Below are 25,449 nucleotides of genomic sequence, written 5' to 3' on the forward strand. Positions count from 1 at the left end.
GGACCCTGCGACGCCCCGCCAACCATCATCGGCGCGAGGGTCCCCGAAGCTTATGGGGCCATTATGGAACCGATTGACGGCTACGGAAATAGTGCTGACGGGCTGCCAGCAGCCGCCCTCGCGCTACTGCCCGGGGGCGCGGTATGTCGGTGTCTTTTTGGCCGCTTCGTCGATGTCTTCCGGCGTCATGAGCGGCTTCAGACGCACGTTCACGTTGCCCGTCGAATTGATCATCAGCGAAAGGGCCGCGGCGCCGGCCTGGTCCGGGATATCAAATACGCCCAGGACGTCGGTATCCCCGAAGGCGTAGTAGAAGCTTTCAAGCGATCCTCCTACGGAATTGAGGGCGTCCACCACCGCGTCACGTCGCTTGGTGCCGCCTTCGCGCATGAGCCCCTTGATGCCCTCGCCCACGTAATTCGCTTCAAACAGATACTTGGTCATGATCTTTCCTGTTCCGTGATGTCCAGGACGCGGGCACCCGAGGGTGTGCCTGACACCCGTGAGGAGTGTCCTGGAGCGGTCCCGGAGTGGGGCCGTGCGCACAGCGTAGGCCCACTTCCGCGCACTGACAACGGCTGCTGCAAAACTCCGCGGGCGCGGGCCTGCTGTACCCGTTCGTCGCCGTCCGGGCGCGCTCCCTCGTTAGCGCTCCCCCGCCGTCCCCTGATGTCCCACGTGCGCCGCCCTGGCTGTCTCGTAGCTGCTGTCGAACGGCAGCGTGTCCATGTCCAGCAGGGGGTTCTCGTCCTGCGTCGCCACCAGTTCGCGGGCCGCTTCCTCCGAGTCCACGCTGGGCATTGACCCGGGCAGGTGCCGCCTGGCCGATTCCGGGAGGAAGTAGATGGTGACGGCGGCGATCGCCGAGGTCACCATCAGATAGTAGGCGGGCATCATGTCGTTGCCCGTCGCCTGGATGAGGGAGGCAATGATGAACGGCGTTGTGCCGCCGAAGATGGCGACGGCGAAGTTGTAGGCGATACCCATGGCCCCGTAGCGGTGGGCCGTGGGGAACAGCGCCGGGAGCGCCGAGGCGAGGTTGGCCACGTAGAACGTGACGGGAAATGCGACCAGGGCGAGGCCGGTGAGCGTGGCCGGAACGTTTCCCAGCGAGATCAGCAGGAACGCGGGGATCGACAGCACCACGGTGCTGACGGCTCCGATCCAGAGCACGGGGCGGCGCCCGATCCTGTCCGAGAGATGCCCGGTCAGCGGGATGCACAGGGACATGACCACCAGGACGGGGATGGTGAGCAGCGTCCCGTGGATCTCGTCGTAGCCCTTGTTGCTCGTCAGATACGTGGGCATGTAGGACGTGAGGGCGTAGCCCACCGTGTTGGCAGCCGCCACGAGAATCATGGCCAGCACGATCCTGCGCCAGTAGGTCCTGAAGATCCCCACCGGTCCCATGGCTCCGAGCACCTCGCCTGTTTCGGGGTGCCGGGCCGATTCCTCTTCCGCTTCCAGGGTCGCCTGGAAGACCGGTGATTCCTCGATCTTCAGCCGGAAGTAGATGGCGATGATGCCGAGCGGACCGGCGACCAGGAACGGAATGCGCCAGCCCCACTCCTCCATCTGGGCCTGGCCCATTGTCAGCTGAAGGACGGAGACCAGTGCCGCGCCAATGGCAAAGCCCAGGTAGCTGCCCATGTCCAGGAAGCTGGCGAAGAAGCCGCGGCGGTGGTCCGGCGAATGCTCACAGACGAACGTGGTGGCTCCGGAGTACTCGCCGCCGGTGGAAAAGCCCTGCACCAGCTTCGTGACCACCAGCAGCACGGCTGCCCAGATGCCCAGCACCGCGTAGCCGGGAAGCAGGCCGACGGCGAACGTCGCGGCAGCCATGAGCATCAGGGTCATGGCCAGCACCTTCTGGCGGCCTATCTTGTCGCCCAGCCAGCCGAAGAAGACGCCGCCCAGCGGGCGGGCGATAAACGTTGCTCCGAAGGTTCCCAGCAGGAACAGGTTCTGCACGGCTTTATCTGCTTCGGGCAGGAACACCGGACCCATGGTGGTGATCAGGTAACCGAACACGCCGACGTCGTACCATTCCATCGTGTTGCCCACGATGGTCCCGCCGAGCGCTTTCCTCAGCGTGGGATGGTCAACGACGTTGACGTCGGAGACGCGAAGGCGGCGGCTTTTCGGCTGTACGGTCATGGCTGCGGCGCTCCGGCGTCGGCTTTCCTTCGGCACTGGCTCTGCGGCATCGTCGTTCCTCCCGTGGAGGTCATGCGTCATCCCCAAGTGGCGCCGTCGCTGGCTTTGGCCTCGGCGTTCTGGCCGAGCCCCGGTGCCCGGTAATGTTCCGGGCTGTCGAGAAGAGCGCGAGATGTCCGCCAGTGGGAATGTCTTTGAAGGACCCTGTGATCAGTCCTGTCCCGCCGGCCGTTCGGGCTCTGTGGGTGCAACTCCGGTCATTTTCCCACTGCAGCAGTGCAACGGCAATGGAAATGGGCAGGCCAGCGGCACGAGGCACCAGCCAGTCGGGTATTCAGCAGCGACTGGCCAGCGCCCGGACCGGGGCCCTCAAGCCGCCAAACGCGGCCCCAATTCAGGCCCCCGGCATCAGCCCCAGTTGCGCCATCATGGAGGCCACGTCCGGATGGGCGCGGAAGGAGACATACTTTCCGTCCTTGACGGAGGCGAAGTAGGTGCCGGTGCCGGTCACCGACTTGCCGGTGGCCGGGACCTCCTGGCTTCCCATGCGCAACGGTCCCGTGTTCGTGCCGGTGAACTCCACTTCCGCCGCCACCTGGTCATCGCTGACCACCCTGCTGGTGGTCTTGACGCGCATGTCCGGAAACGCCGTAAACCACCCTTCCATGTACGCCTGCACCTGCTCCCGGCTGCGGAACGGCTCGGACGCATTCACATCCGAAAACGTAAATTCATCTGCCAGCAGTCCGGCGAACGCCGCCGTGTCGTGCTGGTCCCAGGCCGCCAATCCGCGGTCATCAAGCTGCTCTATTTCTGCGCGTGACATCACACATCTCCTCGTTGAAATGTACTGGTGCGGCCCATAGTAGGCCTTCCGGCGCGGCGGTCAATGCCCGCGCGCAAACCGGTCCCCTACGCCGCCTTCCCCTCCCGCCACAGCAGCGCCACCACGAACGTCACCGCGCACAGTCCCAGCATGACCAGCACCATGCGGCCCCAGTTCTCCTGGTTCACCCCGTTGCCGTAGAAGATGCCGATCATCACGGTGGCGCTGATGGCCCCGACGTACCGGCAGGTCTGGAAGATCCCGGCGGCCACGCCCCTGTCCTGCGGCGCCGCGGAAAGATACAGGCCCTGGTTGGAGGCGATGCTGACCGATCCGTAGGGCACCCCCATCAGGGCAGTGAGGGCGAGCACCAGCAGGACGGCGAACGACGCCGTCAGCAGCCAGAGTGCCGCTGCCGCCGCGGTCAAGAGCACGACGCCGGCAATCAGCACCCGCCGCACGCCGAACCGGTCGATCGCGCGCACGGCGAGCGGCGTGATGACCACGGACATGGCCGCCAGCGGCAGCATCAGCACGCCCACCACGCCGGGGTCGTAGCCCGCGGCCTCCTGCAGAAGCTGGGGAAGCCCGAAGAACGCGAAATAGTAGACCGCGCTGAACACCACGAAACCCAGGTACACCAGCAGCAGCGGACGGTTCCTGCCGAGCAGCCGCAGGTCGAGGAACGGCCGGCCGAAGCTCAGCTCGCGCCAGGCAAACAGCACAGCCAGAACCATGGCGCCGCCCAGCAGCCACCATCGCAGCCCGGGCAGCGCATCCAGCAGGCCCATGAGCAGCAGCACCATGCCGCCCACGAACGCCAGGATGCCGGGAATGTCCGAGTCGCGCAGCAGGCTGGCCATGCTGCCCTGCTCCCGCGCGTGGTCCGCCGGGGCGAACTTCCGCACGATGAACAGGGCGGCCAGCGCCAGCGGCACGTTGATCAGGAACAGCGCCTCCCAGCCCACCAGGCTCACCAGCAGCCCGCCCACCACCGGGCCAACGGCCGCCCCTGACGTGTTGGCCATCTGGATGCGTCCCAGCGGCCGGGTGGAGGTCGAGCCCGCCTGCTTGGCCAGGGCACCGACCATGACGACGGCGCTCGGGTACGCCGTGGCCGTCCCCAGCGCCATGAGCGCGCGGGCGATGCAGACGAACACGAAGTTGGGCGAAAAGGGCGCCAGCGCGCAGGTCATCGCCACCAGCGCCATGCCGAGCATGAACAGCCGGCGGGGCCCGAACCTGTCGGCCAGCCGCCCCATCAGCGGCTGGCCCGCGGCCGAGGTGATGTAGAAGGCGGTAATCACCCAGGTGACCGTGGCGACGTCGAGCCTGAAATCCTCGCGCAGCACCACCAGGGCGACGGCGATCATCGACGAGTTCAGCGGGTTCAGCGACGTGCCCAGGCTCAGACCGGCCACCGCGAGTCCGGCGCGGGAAGTGTTGCTCACGGCAACAGTCTTCCCCACGAGACGCTTCTGGGACGAACTCGGTGACGTTTCAGCGCTCGGTGGCTGCAAGCGCAGAACATGGCTGACAGCGTCTTTCACTCCACGCTTCCCCTGAACGGACGCAATCGCATGTCGGTGCATGACAGAGCGCTTGGCTGGATTAAGGGATTCAGTCCGCCCTGTGAGTGTCAGTGGTGTGTAATCGCGGGGCTTCGCATTCCGCTGTAGGCCGCCACGACCCCTACCAGGAAAATGAGGACGGCGAGGTAGATCAGGCCGAGGTGCCCAAGCGTGGCCAGACCCCATGGGTAGTGCGCGGGGAGGGCCACGGCGAGTCCGACGACCGGGACGATAACGGCTGTGACGAAGGCCCAGCGTTCTCCGCGGCGCACCCCATACCAGGACAGGCCTGCGACGGCCAGCCCGGTCGCAGCGATGAAGCCGCTGACCGCGATGTGCAGATGGCTGATGTAGTGATACAGCTGCGGGCTGAACGCCTCGATCTCCGCCTTCCCCTTGTCCACTTGATCGGGACCGATGCCCAGCTCGAGGAAGGCGTCCGTGAAGTTGAGTACCAAGAAGATTACGGCGTACCCCACGAAGGCCAGCCCGGCCAACGTCATGAGAGCGGCTCCTGTCCGGAGGCGGGACTGTTCCCCTTGGGGAGTTTGGATGGTGGACACGGCCACCACCCCCTTTCTTATTTAAGTAGGTACTTGAATAAGAATCCCCTGACGGTAGGATTGTCAAGAGAACTCTTGAATAGGAGGCGCGAGTGGGCGACCAGCAGGAAAAGGATGCGCTCTTCGACGCCCTCGCAGAAGCTGCCAAGGCGTTGGGGAACGGCAGGAGGGCGCAGCTGATCGATATCCTTGGACAGGGCGAGCGGTCGGTTGACGAGCTGGCCGCAGAGATCCACCAGAGTATGGCCAACACATCCCAGCACCTGCAGCGCTTGCTGCGAGCCGGCCTCGCCTGCTCCCGACGCTCGGGGACGCGGATCTACTACTCCCTTGCCAGCCCGGCAGTGGAGCGGCTATGGCGAGCACTTCGGGAGACAGCCGAAGCGCACTCGGGGGAGCTGGGCGATCTCGTCCGTGCCTACGTCGGCGATCGCGCCGACCTGAGCATGATCACGCGCGACGAACTGCTGGTGCGGCTGCGGCAGGGCGATGTCGTTGTGCTGGACGTGCGGCCGCAGCCAGAGTACGAAGCCGGACATATCCCGGGTGCGCTTTCCGTGCCCTTCTCGGACGTTAAGTCTCGACTGCGCGAGGTTCCCCAGGGGACCGAAATCGTCGCCTACTGCCGCGGACCATACTGCCTATATGCGGACGAGGCCGTGCGGCTGCTCACGGACGAAGGGCGCCTCGCCACAAGGCTTGAGGAGGGCTTCCCCGAGTGGAAGGCGACAGGGCTCCCGATAGAACAGTCGGCCACGGCCCGGAATTCACCGCCACGGCCCTGATCGAGTGGTGCAACACCGCCGCCGTGGACACTGCGTTCATCGACCCGGGACAACCCTTGCAGAACGGCTTCATCAGATCCAACGCCCCTCCGCTCACGGATCGTTCTTCCCTTGTGAGCGCCCGGCCAGAGCAGTAGCATCCCCTCACCGAACAGCTCCGTGGAAGAGGGCAACGATGCTCGATGCGGCAGACAGCACAGTGACGAACAGACGCCGCGACCTGGTCACCGAGCTCTTGGGTGTCTGGCTGCTGCTGGCCGTATTCCTGGACGGCTGGGCGCACCTGAATCTCCCCAGCTTGGAGACGTTCTTCACGCCATGGCACGCGGCCCTCTACTCCGGCATGCTGGCCACGGCGCTGTGGACGGCCGCCGTGATCTGGCGGCATCGGGTGCCCGGGCGGCCGCTATCGCAGACTGTTCCGCCCGGCTACCGCGGGACCGCGGTGGGCGTGGTCCTCTTCGCCGTCGCCGGCGGCTTGGACCTGCTGTGGCACGAAATTCTGGGCATCGAAGTCTCGCTGGATGCCCTGGTCAGCCCCACCCACCTCCTGCTCGGCTTCAGCCTCTTCCTCATCCTCGGCACCGCAGTCCGAAGCGCCCGGGCAGCCGGCCGCGCCGGGAACACTGAGTGGACCGCGGCGGCGCTGTTCGCCGTCGTCCTGATGACCGGGCTGGGAGCCTTCTTCCTCATCTACTGCTCCGCCTTCGTCCGTCCCGGGCCGACGGCCCTCTTCATCCCGACGCCGGTGGGCACGCCTGGCCGCCTACAGGCGGAGCTGCCGGTGGTCGTCAGCCTGACCAGTTACCTGCTGACCACAGCGTTGATCATTGCTCCCTTCCTCTTTACGCTCTCCGTTTCCCGGCGCCCTGCCCGCGGGATCGTCACCATGCTGGTGGCAGCCGCCGCCTGGCTGCCCGTTGCGATGGTGGGTCTGCGCCCAACCGCCATCGCCGGAGCAGCGGGAGCCACAGTGGCCGCCATTGTGGCTGACCTGCTGCTGGCCCGGCTGCCAAACGTATGGCTGAACCGGCGGCTGCCCGCGGTCACGGCAGGAATCGCGGCGCTCCTGTGGACGGGCCAGCTGGTGGCCTTCGCGGTGGCAGACGGGATCCGCTGGCCGGTATCGCTCTGGCTGGGGGCAGTGGTGCTCAGCGCAGCGGCCGCCGCAGGCCTTGCCCTCCTCAGTTCCTGGAGCCCAGCGCGTTCCGCGCCGGATGCCGCCGGTGCTGATCAGGGCAAGTCCGCCGCGGATAGCGTTTAAGGACGCTCGCCATGACGTGGGCATGCCGTAGCTCTCATGTCAGGGCCGCGTACCAATGGACCCCTAGACGTCAGGGATGCTGGTAGTGAGGGTAGTCCGTGGCCCCTGCCAGGGAGTCCACAGGCCCTGTAGTCCCTCCTGGAAATACACTTTCTGGTAGACCTCTTCCGCGCCCAGTTCCGTATTGACGATCGGCTGGTATCTGTTGAACGACACCGTCCGCCCTGGCCCAACCCAGACGAGCGGCGGAGACACCCGCCCGATGTTTTGGTCGTTCGCCCCGTCGTCTTCATGGAAAGTCTGCAGAAGGTTAACCGCGCGTCCATACTTGCAGTAAACCGAGACTGGATAGTTTATTTGCCTAACCAGACGGAAGTTGACGAAACGCAAAACACTGACAGGCCTCCCGGCCGTGACCGTGCAAGCATTTTGTGTGTATTGGGTTGGAGCGGCCTGAGCCGGACCGGCCAGGGCCACCGGCAGAACGGCTGCACCGACCGAAAGAGCCGAAATGAGAGCGACCCTGCCCCGCGTACTGCGAACTTTCTTGGCTTTTGATGTGACAAACATCGGTTTACTCCTCATAGATGGTGTTTTCCAGCTCCTGCAAGCTGGTGATTCCATCCTGCGCGTGGTCGAAGCGGTGTCGCTTCCGTGCTAGCACTGCCTGCGCGAATACAGACGCATTGTTTTCCCCCGCGCCACGCCATACCGTGAAGAGACGGTAGCCGAAGTGCAGGTGCGGGCATGCGAAAGATTCCCCGGTCGTCGCGCTTCTTTCTGTCGTGCTTCCTGACTGTTGGCATTTTCTGCGGCGTCAGCACGCCGGCCGCGGTCGCCGCAGGAAGCCCGACCGCCGGATCGCCGCCAACCGGACCCACCATCCCGGACCAGGCCTATGAATCCGTGGACGCGTTCCTGCAGGAACAGCTTGACGCCATGGGGCTTCCGGGAGCCGCCGTCGTCGTCGTCAAGGACGGCGTCCAGGTGCACTCCGCCGCGTTCGGCCGGGCCGACGACTCGGGGAGGCCGATGACGGCCCAGACACCGGTGCTGCTGGCCTCAACCACCAAGCCCCTCACAGCCATGGCCGTGATGCAGCAGGTTGAGGCCGGCCGGCTGCGGCTGGATGAACCGGTGCGCACCTACTTGCCCTGGTTTACCTTGCAGGACAGCCGCTCCGCGGAGATCACCGTGCGCCATTTGCTCCACCAGACCAGCGGCATGGCCTCCAAGGACACGGCATTCGAAGCCTCCGACGCCCAAGGACCGGAGGCCATCGAAGAAGGCGTGCGCGCCCTGTCAGGTTCCCCGCTGGCCGGGGTGCCGGGTGACGCATTCCGGTACGCCAGCGCCAACTTCAACATCCTCGGTCTCCTGGTGCAGACGGTCGCCGGCCAGCCGTTCGCGGACTACATGGAGCAGCACGTTTTCGAGCCCCTGGGGATGGTCCACAGCCACCCGACGCGGGCCGCTGCCCACTCGGACAATGCGGCCGCCGGCCACTCCCTGTGGTTTGGCTCGTTCTGGCGGCAGACCGAAGTGCCCGCCCCCACCACGGGAATGCCCTCTTCCACGATGTACTCCTCGGCCGAGGACATCGGCCACGAGCTGACCGCAATGCTGGACGGGGGACGGTACCGTGACCGCCCCCTCATCCGGCCGGAAAGCGTGCAAACCCTCCTCAAGCCACACGTGCGGATTGACGAGTCCAAGGAGTACGCCATGGGCTGGTTCACGCGTCCGCTCGTGGAGTCCGTTGACCCCGCAGACCTGCCCGCCGAGACAACCAAGGCCTTGCCCCTGCTCCTGGAGCATCAAGGCGAATGGGGCAACAGCCACACCTACAAGGCCATGGTTCCGGCCTCCCGGCTCGGCGTCGCCCTGGTCATCAACGCGAATGACACGTCGGCCCCGTCACGGCTCAAGGCCATTGACACCAACGTCCTGCGGATTCTGCACGGGCAACCGCCAGTGCCGGCGGTAGTGCAGGAGGACTGGCTCCAGCGCTACAGCTGGGCGGTCTCGCTGATATTGCTCCTCGCGGAGCTGCTGAGCCTGGCGTTTGCCCTCGCCGTTCTGCTCCGGAGGCCTGTCCCGGCCAGCAAGAGGTGGGTGCCGTGGGCCGGGGGCGCTGCAGCGCTCGCCCTCGACGGGTTCGCGCTGTGGCTATGCCTGGTCTACGCCCCCGCCCGGTTCGACACCCACCTCGCCGTCATTGTCCGCCAGTTTCCCGACGTCGGAGTCTCGCTCGTGCCGGTGCTGGCGCTTGCCCTCCTCTGGCCGGTCCCCCGAACGGTTTGGCTGATTTTCCGGATGCGCGCCCCTACCCGGGGATCGCGCCGATCTGCTGCATGAGCCTCATGTTGTCGGTGGTTCCCCAGTGCTCGGCGACCTTGCCGTCCACAATGCGAATGATGTCAGTGCCGCCGAACTCGACAGTCTTGCCCGTTGCAGGAACGCCGGCCATCTCCCCGCCATGGGTGCCAGTGAGGATGACGTGGCACGCTTCCATGTCCCCGTCCGCCAGGTACGGCTCGATCGTCTTGGCCCTGATATCCGGGAACGCCGACCGAATCGCATTCACGAAGAACCGGACGCCCTCCTTGCCGGGCGGTTGTCCAGGAAGACCTTCTTCGTGATCGACAAAGTCATTCGTCGACAATTCATCAATGAGGGCAAGATTCCCGCCCTCGATTACCTCAGTGTAAAAACGCTTGATCAGTCCCGTCCCGTCAGACATTTCCAACTCCTCTAGTGCATGAGACCGTTCAAAATTCCCCCGGTGAATTGCCATGCCCGCACGCAGTGCAGCACGGCCGGTTACATCCCCATCCCGCCCGTGGCCGCCGGCGTGAGGGCGATACCAAGGGCAATGACGGCGAGCGCCACCGCAACGGAGCGGTTGGCCAGCCGCTTCCACGGGAGCAGCTTCTCCACCGCAATGAACGCGCCCACGAGCGCCATCCACCCGACGCTCATCACGCCCAGCGCAAACAGCGCCACCATCAGCGCCCAGCAGCACGCGACGCACCACGCACCGTGCTGCACTCCAAGGCTCAGCGCTCCGCCATAGCCCGGCCGCATGCGGTGCAGGATGAAGTCCAAGGGCGTCCGGCACTTCATCAGACTGACGTTCTTGGCCGGGGTCAGCTGGTATAATGCCGCCGCCAGGATCACTCCGGCCGCGGCGTAGCGTCCGACGGGATCTGCGGTGAGCCCGCCCGGCACCAGCGATGCCACGGCCTCATAGAGCCCGTACGCCACGAGCCCGAACGCTGTCCATGCCAGGAGGTACCCCGCCACGAACAGCGCGGTGGAACCACGCGGGGCATACCGCCCCGTTTCCCGACGGCGGCGGCTGATCTTCGCGTACGCCGTCACCATGGGCGCCACCGACGGAAACATCATGGCGGCCAGCATCACCACCCAGGTGGTGACGAAGAAGTCCAGCGGCCCCGGATCCGTCCAGCCTCCCATGTCCATCCCGTTCATCCGGTCAGCGGTGAACACCCAGCCCACCGCCGCGAGGAGGAGCAGAACGGCAACCAGCCCGGCTTGGCGCACGTCGATCCCGTGCAGGCCAATCCTGCGGAGATCGAAGCCGCGCAGACCTGTCCCGGGACGGGCAACGCCGGCGTTGGCCTGCGCGCCCGCTCCCGGGATCAGAGTGCTGCGCTGCTTGTGCTGCCGGGGCTCATGCGCGGCCCTTGGACGCACCTTCAGCCATCTCACTCGCGAAGGTGAAGTCCGCCGTCTCGCCGTAGACCGCCGCATAGTCGAGGCCGAAGAGGTCGGAGCTGCCTTTGCCCTTACCGATCTGGTACTCGGGGGCGAAGCCGAACATCGCGTTCTTGACGGTGGTGACTCCCCCGCCCGGTCCCGGGAGCGACTCGATCGCCAGGTTGGTGTGCCCTGCCACCGAGGCCGACGGGGTGTCGCCGTCGGAGAAGGTGACGTTTCCGCGTTCGACGCCGAGCCAGTCGCCGTAGAAGGCGGCGAAATCGGCGAACGGCCCGCCCTCGTCGCCATGGAGTATGCGCTCCACGGCACTGGCCTGACCGTCCGAGGCGCCGTCGCCGACGACGATGCCAACCTTCCAGTTGCCCGAGGTCAGGTTCGACGGGAGCTGGATGCAGAAGACGAAGTCGACGCCCGAAAGATCAGTGTCATCCAGCTGGCCGCTGGCGATGTGGAAAACCACAGAGCCGCGGCATTCCCCGTTCGGCCCCGTGGGCGGACCGTCCACCGCGCACGGACAGATCATCTGGCAGTTGCAATTCGCAATATACTTTCCGGACATTTCCCAAGACATGAGAACCCTCCTCGCTGGCGCCGTCGCCAGGCAAAAGCGGCCCGGATTCAGCGCCGAAAATACTTAAGAACGGGGCAGAGCGCCCTGTTAAGGCAGACGGTATTCCTGCGTAATCTGCCTGTCAATATGCCGTGATTACGCGTGAAACAGCTCAATTTCGCGGCCGCCAAAACAGTGAAAAACACGGGCGCTGCACGGGCCAACGAGAGCATCTGCAGCCCCGATTGCATTCAGGGCACTATCAAGAATGCGTGGTCATTCTCCGGTAGCTGAGCGCACAACGCACCATTCGTTGCCTTCCGGATCCTGGAGCACTTGGAACGTGCCCACAGTGTCCATGTGGATCGTGCCGATCCTGACAGCTCCGATGGCTTCAGCTGCGGCAGAGGCTGCCGGCACATCGTCGACGTGCACATCAATATGAAGACGGTTCTTCCCTTGCTTGTTCTCGGGCACGCGTTGGAAGGCCAGGCGCGTCCATCCCGGCGGATCGATGAAGGACCACTCATCGTTTCGGTGCACCGGTTCGCCACCGAGGACCGAGGACCAGAACTCTGCAAGTGCGGCCGGGTTTTGGCAATCCACTACAACCTCATCAACGCGTCCAATCATTTCCCGAGCCTACCGCTGTCCCTGGGAAGTCCGGTGCCCGCGCGACGGCGGGCCGATAGATCCAGCGCCCCCTTTCGCACCGGACCGTCAGCACACTTGTTAACCTCGCATCCAACTCGCCGCACACCACACGCCATCTGGCCTCCGTAGCGTGGACGGGTCAGCCGGCCCAGCGCCGGCACCGGTCTCATCCAGGAGGAACCATTCCCATGCGCACAGTCCTGACCGCCGCGGCCGCCGCCGCGCTCATCGCCTCCCTGGCGAGCCCCGCCGTCGCCGCCCCTACTGCTGAAGCCGGCACGCCGTCGGCGAACGCTGCCGGAACCGCGACTTCAGACATCAAGACCAACGAGAGCAACGGCTCCTTTGACCTGCAGTCCCACCGCGGGGGCCGCGGCGAGTGGACCGAGGAATCCCTGGCCGCGTTCGCCAACTCGCTGAAGCTCGGCGTGACCACCCTCGAACTGGACACCCACCTGACCGACGACGGCAAGGTGATCGTGTGGCACGACGACACCATCCAGGCCAACAAGTGCGCCGACACCGCCCCGGCCACCCCGGGCGACGCCGAATTCCCGTACGTCGGGGACCGCGTCGCCGAGCTGTCCCTGGCCCAGATCAAGACGCTGAACTGCGGCTTCACCCAGCTCCCCGGCTACCCGGAACAGCAGGTCATCGAGGGCAACAAGATCGCCGAGCTCAAGGACGTCTACCAGCTGGCCCGCGACTACGACGCCGAAAAGGTCCGCTTCAACGTCGAGACCAAGGTGGAGGACGGCAAGTCCGGCGGCGAAGGCATGGAGGCCCTGACCAAGGCCGTGGTCATCGAGATCTACAAGGCCGGCATGTCAGAGCGCACCACCGTGCAGTCCTTCGACTGGTCCTCGCTGAACCTGACCAAGAAGATCGCCCCGCAGCTGCCCCTCGTGGCCCTCTCCAGCGGCGACGCCTGGCTCGAGGTCGGCAAGCCCGGCGCCAGCCCCAACCTCGGCGGCATCGACATCGACACCTACGGCGGATCCCTCGCCAAGGCCGCCAAGGCCCAGGGCTACGACGTCATCTCCCCCACGTTCCGCTCCGTCACGCCCCAGATGATCGCCGAAGCCCACGGACTCGGCCTGCCCGTCATCCCCTGGACCGTCAACACCACCGCAGACATGGCGAACCTGATGGACCTCGGCGTGGACGGCATCATCACCGACTACCCCACCCGGCTGCGCACCCTCATGGAAGAGCGCGGCCTGAAGCTGCCGAAGCAGTACGCGCTGCAGGGCTAGAGTTTTCCAGCCAAGACGCACGACGGCGGGCCGTTCCTTTTTGGGGCGGCCCGCACCGGCTACTTTGCGCCCTTCGCCACTGTGAACAGGAAGGTCGAATCTTCTTCGGCCTCGAGGCTGTGCAGTCCGTCCGGGACGATCAGCAGGTCACCGGGCTTTCCGTCCCACGAGTTCTCACCTGCCCGCAACCGGAGGCTGCCTTGGAGTACGAAGACCGTGGCGTCGCCCGGGTTCTGGTGCTCGCTCAACTGGGTGCCGGCCTTGAGCGCCATGACGGTCTGGCGGAGCACCTTCTCGTGCCCGCCATAGACCGTGTCGGCGGCCCGCCCGTTGCTCGCGGCAAGGGCCGCGGCAAGCTGCTGCCGGGCCAGGGCGTCGATCGATATTTTCTGCATGAGGCCACGGTACTCAGAAGGGACTTCCGGCGATATAGGCCGGCGGACCTGCACACGCCCGCCATCAGGAAAAAGATGCGACCGGAGCGGCTTGGAATACCAGACCCCGTATCGACGGCGGCGACAGAACTGGGAAGCACTGATCAAAATGGCCGAAAATGCCCGGTATTCCGGACAATTACTGCCTGAGCGCCGGAATCCTCGCAGAAGCACTGGCCTCAGTTTGGAATACCAAGTAACTTTAAGGGGAAACCCGCCTACGCCCCCGGGCGGCCTTCCCCAAGGAGACAACGATGTGCCTTCATGACCACACCTCTGCCCCGCTGCTGCCAGCTGATGTCCCGCGCCGCGGCATCCTGGCCGGTGCCGCCGCCCTCGCCGGAATCTCCGTTGCGAGCATCGCCGCCCAGCTCGCCGGGGCCCCGGCCGCACATGCCGCAGAGCGCCCCTCCGGGCCCGACTACCGGGGCAGCCCCATCGCACACCCGCCCCTGATCATCGAGGGCGGCACCATCGTGGATCCCAAGACCGGTGACGCCGTCGAAGACGGCGTACTGGTGCTCGACGGCGGCAGGGTCGCCGCCGTCGGAACCCGGGATGCCACGCGCAAGGCGGTCGCCGCCGTCGCAGGCCGGGCCCGCGTCCTCAACGCCTCGGGGCGCTGGGTGCTCCCCGGGCTCATCGACGTCCATGTCCACGCGAATGCGTTCGCCGATGCCCGCGCCATCCTGCAGGGCGGCGCGACCAGCGTCAGGAGCGGGTCGAGCAGTTTCTACCAGGACGTCGCGCTTGCGGCGCTCCCCGAGTGGGCCCCCGGCGTCTCGCCCCGCATGATGCCTGCAGGACTGTTTATCTCCCCGGAGCTCGGCGACTCGCTCCTCGCGGACCCCGACCTCGCGCCGCTGGCCACCCTCTCCGGGGGCGTGAAGGAAACGACCGACCTCGCCTACCTGACCCGGGTCAACCTCAAGCGCGGCGCCGCGGTCATCAAGACCCGCGCCAATCCCCGCGCCGGGCTGCCGGAGCAGGATCCCCGCGAACTTGTCTATAACTACGAGCAGCTTTCCGCCGTGGTCAAGGCGGCCAAGGGCGCGGGCGTCCTGTGCCATGCCTACAGCGCCGAGGGGATCGACGGTGCCGTCCGGGCCGGGGTGCGAAGCATCGAGCACGGCGTCTTCGTCACCGAGCAGACCATCTCCGAGATGGCCCGCCGCGGCACCTACTTCACGCCCACTATGGATGCCATCACCAGCATGGCAGCCTCCGCCAACCCCATCCTCGCCGCCCGCGGCAAGGAGTACACGCCGATTCTCCAGGCTGCGGTGCGTGCCGCGCAGGAGGCAGGCGTGACGATCGTGGCCGGCACCGACTCCTTCGGCACCGACGTGACGCCGATCGGCACGGAGGCGCGCCTCCTCGCCGAGGCCGGGCTCTCCCCGCTCGAGGCCCTGCGGTCCGCGACGGTCCACGCCGCCCGCCTGCTCGGCTGGAGCGAAACTGCGGGCCGGCTGGTGCGCGGCTCCTTCGCCGACGCGATCGTGGTGGACGCCGATCCTCTGGCAGACGCCTCCGCCCTCGAGAAAGTCAGCGCCGTTGTGGCCCAGGGAGCCTTGGTGCGCAACGGGCTCTGAGCCTCCGGCACTCTTCAGGCCCTCTCGGAACGCCCTGCGCCCGTGCGATGCCCCGGGCTATCTCTTCAAGCACACGGCGGACGTTTCGGTAGAGGCTATGTGGCAAGGCGGGCGAAACCTGCGTGAAAGTCACGAACAATGACCGCTCCACTGCCCAGGAGCTTCGCCTTGGCTTGAAGCTGCGCCACGAGTTCCTCGCCGGGGCGGCCAAATATTTCGATCGTCCGCATCATCACGAGGGGTGCCATCCGGGGGAACTTGGGTCCCGCGACCTGCATGTGGAACTCCAATGAGGCCAGATCCGGGTGGATGTGCAGAACGCTCATCGTGGCGCCGTCCGCTGAGAAATAGACGCGGTAGGAGATGATCCGAGGCTCATTCAACTCGACGAACGCGGCCAGCTCCGCCATGGCTGCCTTGAGCTCCTCAAGCTTGCCGGGGCGGACCTCTGACGTATCGAGATATGCGATGAAATCAACCATGTCATCCCTCCCGCCCCAGGCCCGGCTCAACCAGCCGGGAATCTGATCCGCTGTGATCAATACTCCTCCCGAATAGGGCCACGGGACTATATTGCATTTAGTCCCGTGTTTCGTTGCGTGCCGATCTCTCGCGAAAAGGAACCAGTCGAATGGCTATATCCGATTTCCCGCGTTACCCGTTGCTCTTCGGGCCGAGTCCCGTGCACCCGCTCACGCGGCTCTCCGAGCACCTTGGCGGTGCGACGATCTGGGCCAAGCGCGAGGACGTCAACAGCGGCCTGGCTTATGGCGGCAACAAGACCAGGAAACTCGAGTACCTCGTGCCGGATGCGATCGCGCAGGGTGCGGACACGCTCGTCTCGATCGGCGGCTACCAGTCCAACCACACACGGCAAGTCGCAGCTGTCGCCGCGAAGATCGGCATGAAGTGCGTCCTCGTCCAGGAGAACTGGGTCGACTGGCCTGATCCCCTCAACGACCGCGTCGGCAACATCATGCTGTCGCGCATCATGGGTGCCGAGGTGCGCCTGGATCCGGCCGGCTTCGGGATCGGGTTCAAGTCGAGCTGGGAGTGCGCCCTTGAAGACGTCAGGAACGCCGGTGGCGTGCCATACGCGATTCCCGCCGGCGCGTCCGATCATCGCCTCGGCGGGCTCGGCTTCGCCAACTGGGCCTTGGAGGTCGAGCAGCAGGAGAAGGAGCTCGGGGTCTTTTTCGACACGATCGTGGTCTGCAGCGTCACCGGATCCACGCAGGCCGGCATGATCGCAGGCTTCGCCGGGCAGGATCGTTCGCGCCGGGTCATAGGAATCGACGCTTCCGCCAAGATCGACGAGACACGTGAGCAGGTTGCCCGCATCGCCCGCAATACAGCCGCCCTCATCGAACTGGGCCGGGACGTGCGCGACGACGAAATCACGGTGCGTCCGGAGTGGGCCGGGGAGTTCTACGGCATCCCGGTCGAGTCGACGCTCGAGGCGATCAGGCTCACCGGCCGGCTCGAGGGTGTGATCATCGATCCCGTCTACGAAGGCAAGTCAATGGCGGGCCTCATCGATCTCGTGTCGAGCGGCGAGATTCCCCGGGATTCGACGGTGCTCTTTGCGCACCTCGGCGGGCAGCCGGCGTTGAACGCCTATTCGGCCCTGTTCCGGCAGTAGATCTCACTGGTCAGCATCAGCGACCAAGGCTGCCCGACAGGCCAGCTGGCAGGGCGGTTTCGACAAGCTCAAGCCAGCGGGCGAACCGGAATTGGTCCGGTTTTGACCCCTTTGATTCGGCCCTGAAACAGGCATATGAACGGAACGTAAAACCCTGTTTCAGGGCCATGAAAAGGCTCTAACTACGGGGTTTTCGGCCAAATTCGTGGTCTAGCTTGGGAATTGGTTCGACCAAGGAACCAATCTTCCACTGCTTTCAGGAGCCCCTCCATGAACGTCACCACGGAACAAAAGCCACCCTCTGCTGCCACCCCGCCGGCGGTCACCACCACCGAGACCCAAGCATCGCCGTCGTCCGGCCGTTTCCTTCCTGTCAGCCGCAAGCGCCCGGGCCCCATCGCCGTCACCGCCCTGTTCTCGCTGGGCTGGGTGTTCATGTACGCGGACCGCAACATCCTGTCCCCGGTGATGAGCGTCATCCAGGACCAGTGGGGGCTGAACAGGGGCCAGCTGGGCCTCATGTCCACCGTTTTCTTCATTACCTACGCGCTGATGCAGATCCCCACCGGATACCTGGCCGACCGCGTCGGCCGGGTACGCGTCGTCGTCGCCGGCTACGTGGTCTTCGGCATCGGCACCATCCTGAGCGGGTTCGCCCCGGGCTTCGTGATCTTCCTGCTGATGCGTGCCTTCACCGGCCTGGGCGAGGGAACCTTCTACAGCCCCGTCTACGGCATTTCCTCCAGCTACATTTCGGCCAAATGGCGCGGAGTCTCCGCGGCGCTGATCAACAGCGGCATGGCCATCGGCATCTCGCTGGGCTTCATCGGCTCGAGCTACCTCACCTTCACCCTGGGACTGGAATGGCACATCACGTTCCTCGTCTTCGGCGCCGCCACGCTGGTGGTGGCCTACCTCATCCACTACTACCTGTCGCCCATCGACGCCGAGCACAAGGCCCAGGCCGCGAGCGCCGCCGCGGCAGTCCAAACCGAGGGCGCCGCCGCTGACCCGGAGTCGAACAAGGCCCTCTTCACCCGCAACCACATCCTCACCTACGTGCTGATCTTCTGCTCGCTCTACGGCTTCTTCTCCATGCTCACCTGGCTGCCCACCTACCTCCAGCAGGCCCGCGATGTGGCACCGTCCCAGACCGGCATCATCGCCTCGCTGGTGCCCTGGGCCTCCATTCCGGGCGCCATCCTGCTGAGCATGCTGGCCCGGCGCCTCCGCAACACCCGCCCGCTGATCGTCGCCCTGGCGGTGCTCGGCGGCCTGTGCCAGATCCTGGTGCCCATGACCGGTGACTACTCGCTCATGATCGTCGGGCTCGTGGTCTACGGCCTGGTGGGCAAGCTCGCCCTGGACCCGATCCTCATCGCGTTCCTCGCCGAAAACACCCCGCGGTCCATGTACTCCCGCGCCTACGGCTACTTCAACTTCGCCGGTATGCTGTCCTCAATATTCGCGCCCTACATCACCGGTGCCCTGGCAGATGCGACGGGCGCCCTCGAGGCCGGCTTCTACCTCTCGGCTGTGCTGCTGCTCGTCGGCGCCGTGGCGTTCTGCTTCACCAAGCCCGCCCTCATGCCGGCCAGCTAGCGCCGGCCGGACGGCAACCGCCGCCGGTCCCGCCCCCGGCAAAGCCCGACGGCGGCACGCACCATCGCCGAGACCGCGCCACTCCGGCGCTCAGAAAGAAAGGCCACGATGATCGCCCCACAGGGTCCCCGCCCCGCACTCGGTCACCCCGCACTTGGGAAGCCCGCTCTTGGAAAGCCCGCGCTCCGGAAGACGGCGTCGATGAGCGCGGAAGTTGCCGCCTACCTGGAACGCGAAATTGCCTCCCGCGGCCTCAAGCCCGGAGACAAGCTCCCCACGGAGCGCGAATTGGCAGCACAGCTGTCCGTCTCCCGCGCAACCGTCCGGGCGGCGCTTCAGGACCTCGAGTCAAAGCATCTTCTGGAGCGGACCCAGGGGCGGGGCACCTCTGTGGCGGCACCACCGGCGTCGGTCAACGAGCTCTACGAGCGGCTCGCCAGCGTTGACCGCGCACAGCAGGACGTGGCGGAACTGCGCGGCGCCATGGAACCGCTGGTGGCTGAACTGGCCGCCCTGCGGTGCAGCGCCGCGGACCTGATCCAGCTTCAGGATGTGCTGGCCGCGTCCAATGAGCACCTTTCCCCCGAGGAAGCACTGCGCATGGACGTGCAGTTTCACACGATCCTGGCCCAGGCCGCCCGGAACCAGCTCATGACCACCGTGCTCACCCTCGCCAACTCCTGGACCTCAGACGTCCGCCTCCGCTCACACTCCACGCTTGAGGGCCGCCGCTGTTCCATCGAGGGCCACCGACACATCCTTGAAGCCGTCCAGGCCAGGGACGCCACCGCCGCCGGCATCGCCATGCGCGACCATCTGGCCGACGTCGCCCTCCTCATCCAGCAGCAGCCGTAGCAACGGAACCACGCTGCCCTACCCACGGGAGAGAATCTTGACCACCTCACTCATCCTGCCGTCCACGGCACCGGCACCCGCACCGGCAACAGCCCTGCAGTCCTGGGACGGCGTCCCGGACGGAACCGCCTACCTTCCCGCCACCATCGACAACGTGCTCTGGGGATCCCTCCCCTGCGCCGGCGACCGGCCCGTGCTCACTGTGGATCCCGGGGCCGAAGTCACCATCGACACCATCAGCCACGAAGGCATCCTCGAGGACCAGGGCCGTGATCCGCTCGCGTTCTTCGGCGGCCACGGCGTGGACGCCTCCATGGTGCTGGACGACGCCGTCTCACTCGCCGCCTCGGACATCCAGCGGCTTCAGCGAGGACTCGGCCCCCACGTGGTGACCGGCCCGGTCGCCGTCAAAGGCGCCCGCCCCGGCGACCTGCTGAAGATCACGGTGCTGGAAACCACGCCGCGCGTGCCCTACGGCGTCATCTCCAGCCGCCACGGCAGAGGCTCGCTGACCGGCGAGTTCCCGCTCGGCCCGGACACCTACAGCGCCTTCGCCACCGTCCGGGACACCGCGGACGGAACGCCCTCCGGCTGGCTGCCCTTGCGGCCCGGCGGGGAACCGTCGGTGCACTTTCCGCTGAAGCCCTTCCTGGGCATCATGGGCGTCGCGGTCGACGGCACCAAGCGGCCGCACTCGGTGCCGCCCGGACGCCACGGCGGAAACATCGACATCAACTTGCTGACCGCTGGGAACTCGCTGTACCTCCCGGTGCAGGTCCCCGACGCGCTGGCCTACGTCGGCGATCCGCACTTTGCGCAGGGCGACGGCGAGGTCTCGCTCACCGCCATGGAGGCGTCACTGCGGGTGCGGCTGCGCTTCGACGTCATCCCCCAGGACGGGGCCGTCCGCAGCTTCGGCGAACTGTCCGGCCCGATGGCCCGGACGCCGGAATTCCTGGTGCCCACCGGCATGGACGAGGACCTCGACACCGCGGTGCAGAACTGCGTCCGCGCCGCCGTCGCGCTGCTACAGGCCCGCTACGGCATGGATCCCAGCCTCGCGTACGCCTATCTCAGCGCCGCCACGGACTTCAACATCTCCCAGGTGGTCGACATCGTCAAAGGCGTGCACGCCCGCATCCGGGTGGAGGACTTCCTGCCATGACGGGACGGCACGCGATGACCGCGTCAGGCACTGACGCCCCGGCAGCCACACCGGCCCTAGCCGTGGACGGGCGGGTCTGGCGAGCTTTCGGCGATCCGCTCGTACCGGCGACCGGAACCGGACCGCTGCAGGGAACGCGGGTGGCCGTCAAGGACCTGTTCGCCCTCGAGGGCTTCGCCACCGGCGCCGGTAGCGAGGAATGGCTGGCGGAGGCGCGTCCGGAAACGACGACGGCGGCCGCGCCGGCCGCACTGTTGGCCGCCGGTGCCGTGGTCGCCGGGATCGCCCGCACCGACGAATTCGCCTACAGCCTGGCCGGCACCAACACGCACTACGGCACTCCGCCGAATCCGAAGGCCCCTGACAGGATCAGCGGCGGGTCGTCGTCCGGCTCTGCCAGCGCGGTTTCCCTGGGCCAGGCCGACATCGGGCTGGGTACGGACACGGGTGGCTCCATCCGCGTCCCCGCGGCCTACCAGGGACTGTACGGAATCCGCACCACCCATGGCGCCGTCTCCGTCCGCGGGCTACTGCCGCTGGCACCGTCCTTCGACACCGTGGGCTGGATGACCCGCGACGCCGGGACGCTGGCCGCCGTCGGGAACGTCCTGCTGCCGGGCGGCCGCCCCGAAGCGCAGCCGCCGGACCCGATTCCACCGGACGCGACTCTGCAGGACGCGACTCTGCAGGAGGCGCGTTTCGCGCCGGAGCTGCTGGCGCTTGCCGAACCGGACGTCCGCGCCGCCGTCGACAAATTCCTCCACGACTGGACCGCGGGCACCGGCAACCCGCCGCTGGAGCGGACCGGTTTCCGGACGGCGGAGCTGCCCGGATGGCCGTCCGCCTTCCGGACCGTCCAGGGCTACGAGGCCTGGGACTGCTACGGGTGGTGGATCAGCCGGCACTGGGACTCCCTGGGAGCGGACGTCGCCGCGCGGTTCCGGACGGCGTCACAGATCAGCCCGGGCGAATGCGGTGCTGCCCGTGAACTGCTCTCCGCCGCGAGGGAGGACATCCGTTCCGTGGTCGGCAGCGGCGTGCTGGTGCTTCCCAGCGTGTCGTCGGTGGCCCTTCCCATCGACACGGCCGCCGTGGGAGGAAAGAGCATCGAGGCCGTGCGCCGCTCCACGATGCAGCTGACCTGCATCGCGGGAATCGCCGGCCTCCCGGCCGTCAACGTCCCGCTGTCCACCGGGGACGGGCTGCCGTGCGGCGTCAGCCTTATCGGCGCTGCTGGCAGCGACGCCGCGCTCATTAGCCTTGCCGGCAGGCTCGCCGTCCCATGACGCCTCCCGGCCGCCGTCATTCCCGCGGCCGCTCAGATTCCCTCCACGTTCCCACCAGCGAAGGACTCCCTATGTTCGCCCGCTTAAAACGCTCTGATCCCGCCCGCCTGCACCTGGTCCTGATGCTGGTCCTGACCTTTTCCACCGGGGTGATTGACGCCGTCGGCTATCTCGGACTGGACCGCGTGTTCACCGGCAACATGACCGGAAACGTCGTCATCCTTGGCATGGCACTGGTCGGCGCCGACGGGCTGCCCGTGCTCGGCCCCGCCGTCGCCCTCGCGGCGTTCATGATGGGCGCCGTCATAGCCGGGCGGACGCTCAAGCCCGAGGCGGCGGGCTGGAGCCGCAGGACCACTCTTCTCCTCGCCGCCGTGGGCGTCATCCTCGCGGGGATTGCTGCGGTTCTGTTCACCCACGCACCGCGGGAGGGCGATCCGGTGACCGTCGTTGTGACCGGCGCGATGGCTGCGGCCATGGGGCTGCAGGCCGCCACCGCCCGGCATCTCAGCGTCAAGGACGTCACCACGGTCGTGGTGACCTCGACGCTCACGGGCCTCGCCGCGGATTCGAGGCTGGGCGGCGGAACCGGGCAGCACTGGGGCCGGCGGTTCGGGGCGGTCATCCTGATCCTGGCGGGTGCGGCCGCCGGCGCTGCGCTCCTGAACGTTCATGTCGGGTTTGGAGTCCTGCTGTCCGCGATCCTCAGCCTGGCCGTGGCCGGAGTGGGAGCGAGCACAAGCGGCTACCGGCCGGAAGCAAGGGCGCCGGAAGCCAAGGCGCCCGCAGCCTCGCTTTCCGGGACGGCGGCGCGCTGGCGGCCGACGTCGAGCGAATGCGCAGATGGCCCTGTCGGACTGCAGTCCTGATGTTCGCGGGGCCGCGCGGTTGACCCGGCTCAGAACGTTGCCGCGTCAATGACAAAGCGGTACCGCACGTCACTGGCCAGGACGCATTCATAGGCGTCGTTGATTTTGCTGGCCGGAATGACCTCCACCTCGGCCCCGAGCCCGTGGGCGGCACAGAAGTTGAGCATCTCCTGGGTCTGCCGTATCCCGCCCATCTTGGATCCGGAGAGGCTGCGTCGGAAGCTGACCAGTGACCAGGCGCGTTGCGTCAGCGGTTTCGATGGCAGCCCCACGAGAACCAAGGAGCCGTCCAAAGCAAGCAGCGAAAGGTACTCGTCGACGTCGGTATCAGCGGAGACCGTGTTGATGATCAGATCAAAATGACCCCTCAGAATCTCGAAGGTGGAGGGGTCGGACGTGGCATAGTAATGCTCCGCCCCAAGCCGGAGCGCGTCCTCCTGCTTCTTGAGCGACTGGCTGAGTACTGTGACCTCCGCGCCCATGGCTGCGGCGATCTTGACGCCCATATGGCCGAGCCCGCCCATGCCGATGATGGCCACGCGCTTCCCCGGTCCGGCATCCCAGGTGCGCAGCGGCGAGTACATGGTGACGCCGGCGCACAGCAAGGGTGCGGCGGCGTCAAGCGGAATGCCGTCTGGAATCCGCAGGACATAGTTTTCGTCCACCACAATGCTGGTGCTGTAGCCGCCGGCTGTGGGCAGGCCGTCCCGGCCCACGGAGTTGTAGGTGCTCGTCGCCCCGGACAAACAATACTGTTCCTCGCCGGCACGGCAGTTGTCGCATTCACGGCAGGAATCCACAAAGCAGCCCACGCCCACACGGTCCCCCACTGCATGACGCGTCACCTTGGTTCCAACGGCCTCCACGACGCCGACAATTTCATGCCCAACGACCACCGGATAGTTCACGCCCGCCCAATCGCCCCGCGCGGTGTGGATATCGGAGTGACAGATTCCCGCAAATTTGATGGCGATCTGCACCTCAAACTCACCGGGTTCGCGGCGTTCAATGGTGCCGGGCTGCAGGGGCGACGTGGCCGAGACCGCGACATAGGCTTTGGCAAGGGTGGGCATATGGGCTCCGTTTCTACATGGACCCGGTCTAGAGGGGCGACAAGTCCGTGGTGTGGGCGTGCGGGTTGGCCAGGTGTTCGGGGCGGAGGATTTCGTCGAGTTCATCGGCCGTGAGTAGTCCGCGTTCGAGGACAAGGGAGGTGACGCTACGGCCAGTGGAGAGTGCCTGGCGGGCGATGGAGGTTGCCGCGTCGTAGCCGATGAGCGGGTTGAGGATGGTGACGACACCGATGCTCGCTTCGACCTGGGAACGCAGGTATTCCTTGTTGGCGGTGATCCCGTCGATGCAGTGGTCCGCCAGCGTGGTGCATGCTGCCGTGAGGTGGGTCAGGCTGGCGAACAGGGAGCGCGCGATGATCGGTTCAAAGGCGTTCAGCTGCAGCTGCCCGGCCTCGGCCGCCATGGTGATGGTCAGGTCGTTGCCGATAACCTCAAACGCGACCTGGTTCACCACCTCCGGAATGACCGGGTTCACTTTCCCGGGCATGATGCTCGATCCTGCCTGGCGTGGGGGAAGGTTGATTTCGGCGAAGCCCGCCCTGGGTCCGGAGGAGAGCAGCCGCAGGTCGTTACAGATTTTCGACAGCTTCACGGCCACGCGTTTCAGGGTCCCGGAGAACAGCACGAAGGCACCGCAGTCCTGGGTCGCTTCCACGAGGTTGCCTGCCGTGACCAGCGGCAGCCCGGTGATGCGCTGTAAGTGCGTGCAGGCCTCGGCGGCATATCGTGGATGGGTGTTGATGCCGGTGCCGATGGCGGTCGCACCGAGGTTGATCTCGTGCAGGTGAACCAGGGCTTCGCGAATCCGGCGTTCGTCCTCGTCAACCATCACCGCATAGGTGCTGAACTCCTGACCAAGGGTCATGGGCACCGCATCCTGCAGTTGCGTCCTACCGACTTTCACCACGTCGTCGAACTCCACAGCCTTCCGCGCCAGCGCTCTGCGAAGATGTGCCATGGCTGCCAGCAGCACAATGGCGCCCTGGATCGTGGCGATCTTGATCGCCGTGGGGTACACATCGTTGGTTGACTGGCCCAGGTTCACGTCCCCATTCGGATGAATGGTGGAATACTCACCTTTGTCGAGTCCCAGATGCTCCAGTGCACGGTTGGCAATGACCTCGTTGGCATTCATGTTCGTCGAGGTACCGGCCCCGCCTTGGATCACATCCACGACAAACTGCTCCAGCAGCCGGCCCTGTTCGATGTCCTGGCAGGCGCGCGCGATTGCGTCCTTTTTCACCTGATCAATCAGGCCGAGATCGAAGTTTGCCAGCAGCGCTGCATGCTTGACCTGGGCCAGCGCTTTGACGAGCATCGGGTACGCGGAGATCGCCGTGCCGGTAATCGGGAAGTTCTCCACTGCACGCAGGGTCTGGATCCCCCAGTATGCGGTGGCTGGGATCTCCCGGGCGCCCATAAAGTCGGTCTCTGTCCTGCTTCGTGTGGTTTCCAAAAGGGACGATTTCTCGGTCATGTCTCAATCCTTGTGTCGATTGCTCCGTAAGTGCCCTTGTGGGCGCTCGAAACGGCACATACGGAGCAATCGATGGGTTGGTTG

General features: G+C 66.1%; 25 protein-coding genes and 1 pseudogene. 12 read left to right on the forward strand and 14 right to left on the reverse strand.

What is annotated here, in order from left to right:
- Positions 1-123: 123 nt before the first annotated feature.
- The 5 genes from J7I89_RS16375 to J7I89_RS16395 form a co-directional block, all read right to left on the reverse strand.
- Positions 124-444, reverse strand: coding sequence for a GYD domain-containing protein (locus tag J7I89_RS16375; protein ID WP_214972507.1), 321 nt, complete (start codon positions 442-444; stop codon positions 124-126).
- 201 nt (positions 445-645) lie between these two features.
- Positions 646-2,157 carry an MFS transporter gene (locus J7I89_RS16380; RefSeq protein ID WP_214972511.1) on the reverse strand — a complete coding sequence of 504 codons (1,512 nt, stop codon included), beginning with the start codon at positions 2,155-2,157 and terminating at the stop codon, positions 646-648.
- 394 nt (positions 2,158-2,551) lie between these two features.
- Positions 2,552-2,983 carry an ester cyclase gene (locus tag J7I89_RS16385; protein ID WP_214972513.1) on the reverse strand — a complete coding sequence of 144 codons (432 nt, stop codon included), beginning with the start codon at positions 2,981-2,983 and terminating at the stop codon, positions 2,552-2,554.
- An 86-nt stretch (positions 2,984-3,069) separates the two neighbouring features.
- Positions 3,070-4,434, reverse strand: a complete 1,365-nt coding sequence (locus tag J7I89_RS16390) for an MFS transporter (protein WP_214972517.1) — start codon at positions 4,432-4,434, stop codon at positions 3,070-3,072.
- A gap of 188 nt (positions 4,435-4,622) precedes the next feature.
- The gene (locus tag J7I89_RS16395; RefSeq protein ID WP_251045422.1) at positions 4,623-5,057 is read right to left on the reverse strand and encodes a hypothetical protein; all 435 of its coding nucleotides are present in this window, start codon (positions 5,055-5,057) and stop codon (positions 4,623-4,625) included.
- A 152-nt stretch (positions 5,058-5,209) separates the two neighbouring features.
- Between J7I89_RS16395 and J7I89_RS25830 the strand changes: the two genes are divergently transcribed.
- From J7I89_RS25830 to J7I89_RS16410, 3 genes and pseudogenes are all read left to right on the forward strand, one after another.
- Positions 5,210-5,902 carry a metalloregulator ArsR/SmtB family transcription factor gene (locus tag J7I89_RS25830; RefSeq protein WP_214972523.1) on the forward strand — a complete coding sequence of 231 codons (693 nt, stop codon included), beginning with the start codon at positions 5,210-5,212 and terminating at the stop codon, positions 5,900-5,902.
- A pseudogene (locus tag J7I89_RS16405) lies at positions 5,872-5,982 on the forward strand (IS3 family transposase); the annotation flags it as partial. The gene J7I89_RS25830 and the pseudogene J7I89_RS16405, both read left to right, overlap by 31 nt.
- 95 nt (positions 5,983-6,077) lie before the next feature.
- Positions 6,078-7,166 (forward strand): hypothetical protein, encoded by a 1,089-nt coding sequence (locus J7I89_RS16410; RefSeq protein WP_214972526.1) that lies wholly within the window; start codon positions 6,078-6,080, stop codon positions 7,164-7,166.
- A gap of 63 nt (positions 7,167-7,229) precedes the next feature.
- Here the strand turns inward: J7I89_RS16410 and J7I89_RS16415 are convergent, their stop codons facing one another.
- Positions 7,230-7,736, reverse strand: a complete 507-nt coding sequence (locus J7I89_RS16415) for a hypothetical protein (protein WP_214972538.1) — start codon at positions 7,734-7,736, stop codon at positions 7,230-7,232.
- Positions 7,737-7,913: 177 nt separating this feature from the next.
- Between J7I89_RS16415 and J7I89_RS16420 the strand changes: the two genes are divergently transcribed.
- On the forward strand, positions 7,914-9,524 hold the full coding sequence (locus J7I89_RS16420) for a serine hydrolase (RefSeq protein WP_214972541.1): 1,611 nt from the start codon (positions 7,914-7,916) through the stop codon (positions 9,522-9,524).
- Here J7I89_RS16420 and J7I89_RS16425 read toward each other — a convergent pair.
- From J7I89_RS16425 to J7I89_RS16440, 4 genes are all read right to left on the reverse strand, one after another.
- Positions 9,493-9,909 (reverse strand): ester cyclase, encoded by a 417-nt coding sequence (locus tag J7I89_RS16425; RefSeq protein ID WP_214972543.1) that lies wholly within the window; start codon positions 9,907-9,909, stop codon positions 9,493-9,495. The two genes, J7I89_RS16420 and J7I89_RS16425, sit on opposite strands and share 32 nt — an antisense overlap.
- An 80-nt stretch (positions 9,910-9,989) precedes the next feature.
- A complete protein-coding gene (locus J7I89_RS16430; RefSeq protein WP_308159940.1) occupies positions 9,990-10,901 on the reverse strand; it encodes a DUF2182 domain-containing protein in 912 nt (303 codons plus the stop codon).
- Positions 10,864-11,481, reverse strand: coding sequence for a DUF1326 domain-containing protein (locus J7I89_RS16435; RefSeq protein WP_214972546.1), 618 nt, complete (start codon positions 11,479-11,481; stop codon positions 10,864-10,866). The genes J7I89_RS16430 and J7I89_RS16435 overlap by 38 nt, the downstream gene beginning before the upstream one ends.
- Positions 11,482-11,736: 255 nt before the next feature.
- A complete protein-coding gene (locus J7I89_RS16440; RefSeq protein WP_214972549.1) occupies positions 11,737-12,093 on the reverse strand; it encodes a VOC family protein in 357 nt (118 codons plus the stop codon).
- A gap of 209 nt (positions 12,094-12,302) precedes the next feature.
- Between J7I89_RS16440 and J7I89_RS16445 the strand changes: the two genes are divergently transcribed.
- Entirely contained in the window at positions 12,303-13,370 is a 1,068-nt protein-coding gene (locus tag J7I89_RS16445; RefSeq protein ID WP_214972550.1) for a glycerophosphodiester phosphodiesterase family protein, read from the forward strand.
- 59 nt (positions 13,371-13,429) lie between these two features.
- Here the strand turns inward: J7I89_RS16445 and J7I89_RS16450 are convergent, their stop codons facing one another.
- Entirely contained in the window at positions 13,430-13,765 is a 336-nt protein-coding gene (locus J7I89_RS16450; protein ID WP_214972553.1) for a cupin domain-containing protein, read from the reverse strand.
- A gap of 293 nt (positions 13,766-14,058) precedes the next feature.
- Between J7I89_RS16450 and J7I89_RS16455 the strand changes: the two genes are divergently transcribed.
- Positions 14,059-15,396 (forward strand): amidohydrolase family protein, encoded by a 1,338-nt coding sequence (locus J7I89_RS16455; protein WP_214972556.1) that lies wholly within the window; start codon positions 14,059-14,061, stop codon positions 15,394-15,396.
- A 95-nt stretch (positions 15,397-15,491) separates the two neighbouring features.
- On the opposite strand, the gene J7I89_RS16460 is transcribed toward J7I89_RS16455, so the two are convergent.
- Positions 15,492-15,878, reverse strand: coding sequence for a hypothetical protein (locus tag J7I89_RS16460; RefSeq protein ID WP_214972559.1), 387 nt, complete (start codon positions 15,876-15,878; stop codon positions 15,492-15,494).
- Between the two features lie 149 nt (positions 15,879-16,027).
- On the opposite strand from J7I89_RS16460, the gene J7I89_RS16465 reads away from it, so the two are divergent.
- The 6 genes from J7I89_RS16465 to J7I89_RS16490 all read left to right on the forward strand — a co-directional run bounded on the left by J7I89_RS16465 (position 16,028) and on the right by J7I89_RS16490 (position 22,815).
- Positions 16,028-17,038 (forward strand): 1-aminocyclopropane-1-carboxylate deaminase, encoded by a 1,011-nt coding sequence (locus J7I89_RS16465; protein WP_214972562.1) that lies wholly within the window; start codon positions 16,028-16,030, stop codon positions 17,036-17,038.
- A gap of 270 nt (positions 17,039-17,308) precedes the next feature.
- Positions 17,309-18,640 carry an MFS transporter gene (locus J7I89_RS16470; protein WP_214972565.1) on the forward strand — a complete coding sequence of 444 codons (1,332 nt, stop codon included), beginning with the start codon at positions 17,309-17,311 and terminating at the stop codon, positions 18,638-18,640.
- 201 nt (positions 18,641-18,841) lie between these two features.
- Complete coding sequence (locus J7I89_RS16475) at positions 18,842-19,495, forward strand: FadR/GntR family transcriptional regulator (protein ID WP_214972568.1); 654 nt, start codon at positions 18,842-18,844, stop codon at positions 19,493-19,495.
- Positions 19,496-19,532: 37 nt separating this feature from the next.
- Positions 19,533-20,660, forward strand: a complete 1,128-nt coding sequence (locus J7I89_RS16480; protein ID WP_214972570.1) for an acetamidase/formamidase family protein — start codon at positions 19,533-19,535, stop codon at positions 20,658-20,660.
- Complete coding sequence (locus J7I89_RS16485) at positions 20,657-21,946, forward strand: amidase family protein (RefSeq protein WP_251045423.1); 1,290 nt, start codon at positions 20,657-20,659, stop codon at positions 21,944-21,946. Before J7I89_RS16480 ends, J7I89_RS16485 begins: the two co-directional genes overlap by 4 nt.
- Before the next feature lie 71 nt (positions 21,947-22,017).
- A complete protein-coding gene (locus J7I89_RS16490; protein WP_214972571.1) occupies positions 22,018-22,815 on the forward strand; it encodes a YoaK family protein in 798 nt (265 codons plus the stop codon).
- A 29-nt stretch (positions 22,816-22,844) separates the two neighbouring features.
- On the opposite strand, the gene J7I89_RS16495 is transcribed toward J7I89_RS16490, so the two are convergent.
- Positions 22,845-23,888 (reverse strand): NAD(P)-dependent alcohol dehydrogenase, encoded by a 1,044-nt coding sequence (locus tag J7I89_RS16495; RefSeq protein WP_214972573.1) that lies wholly within the window; start codon positions 23,886-23,888, stop codon positions 22,845-22,847.
- 28 nt (positions 23,889-23,916) lie between these two features.
- Positions 23,917-25,365, reverse strand: coding sequence for an aspartate ammonia-lyase (gene aspA / locus J7I89_RS16500; RefSeq protein ID WP_214972575.1), 1,449 nt, complete (start codon positions 25,363-25,365; stop codon positions 23,917-23,919).
- Between the last annotated feature and the right edge of the window lie 84 nt (positions 25,366-25,449).

Source organism: Arthrobacter sp. ISL-5, assembly GCF_018613835.1.
Taxonomy (GTDB): Bacteria; Actinomycetota; Actinomycetes; order Actinomycetales; family Micrococcaceae; genus Arthrobacter.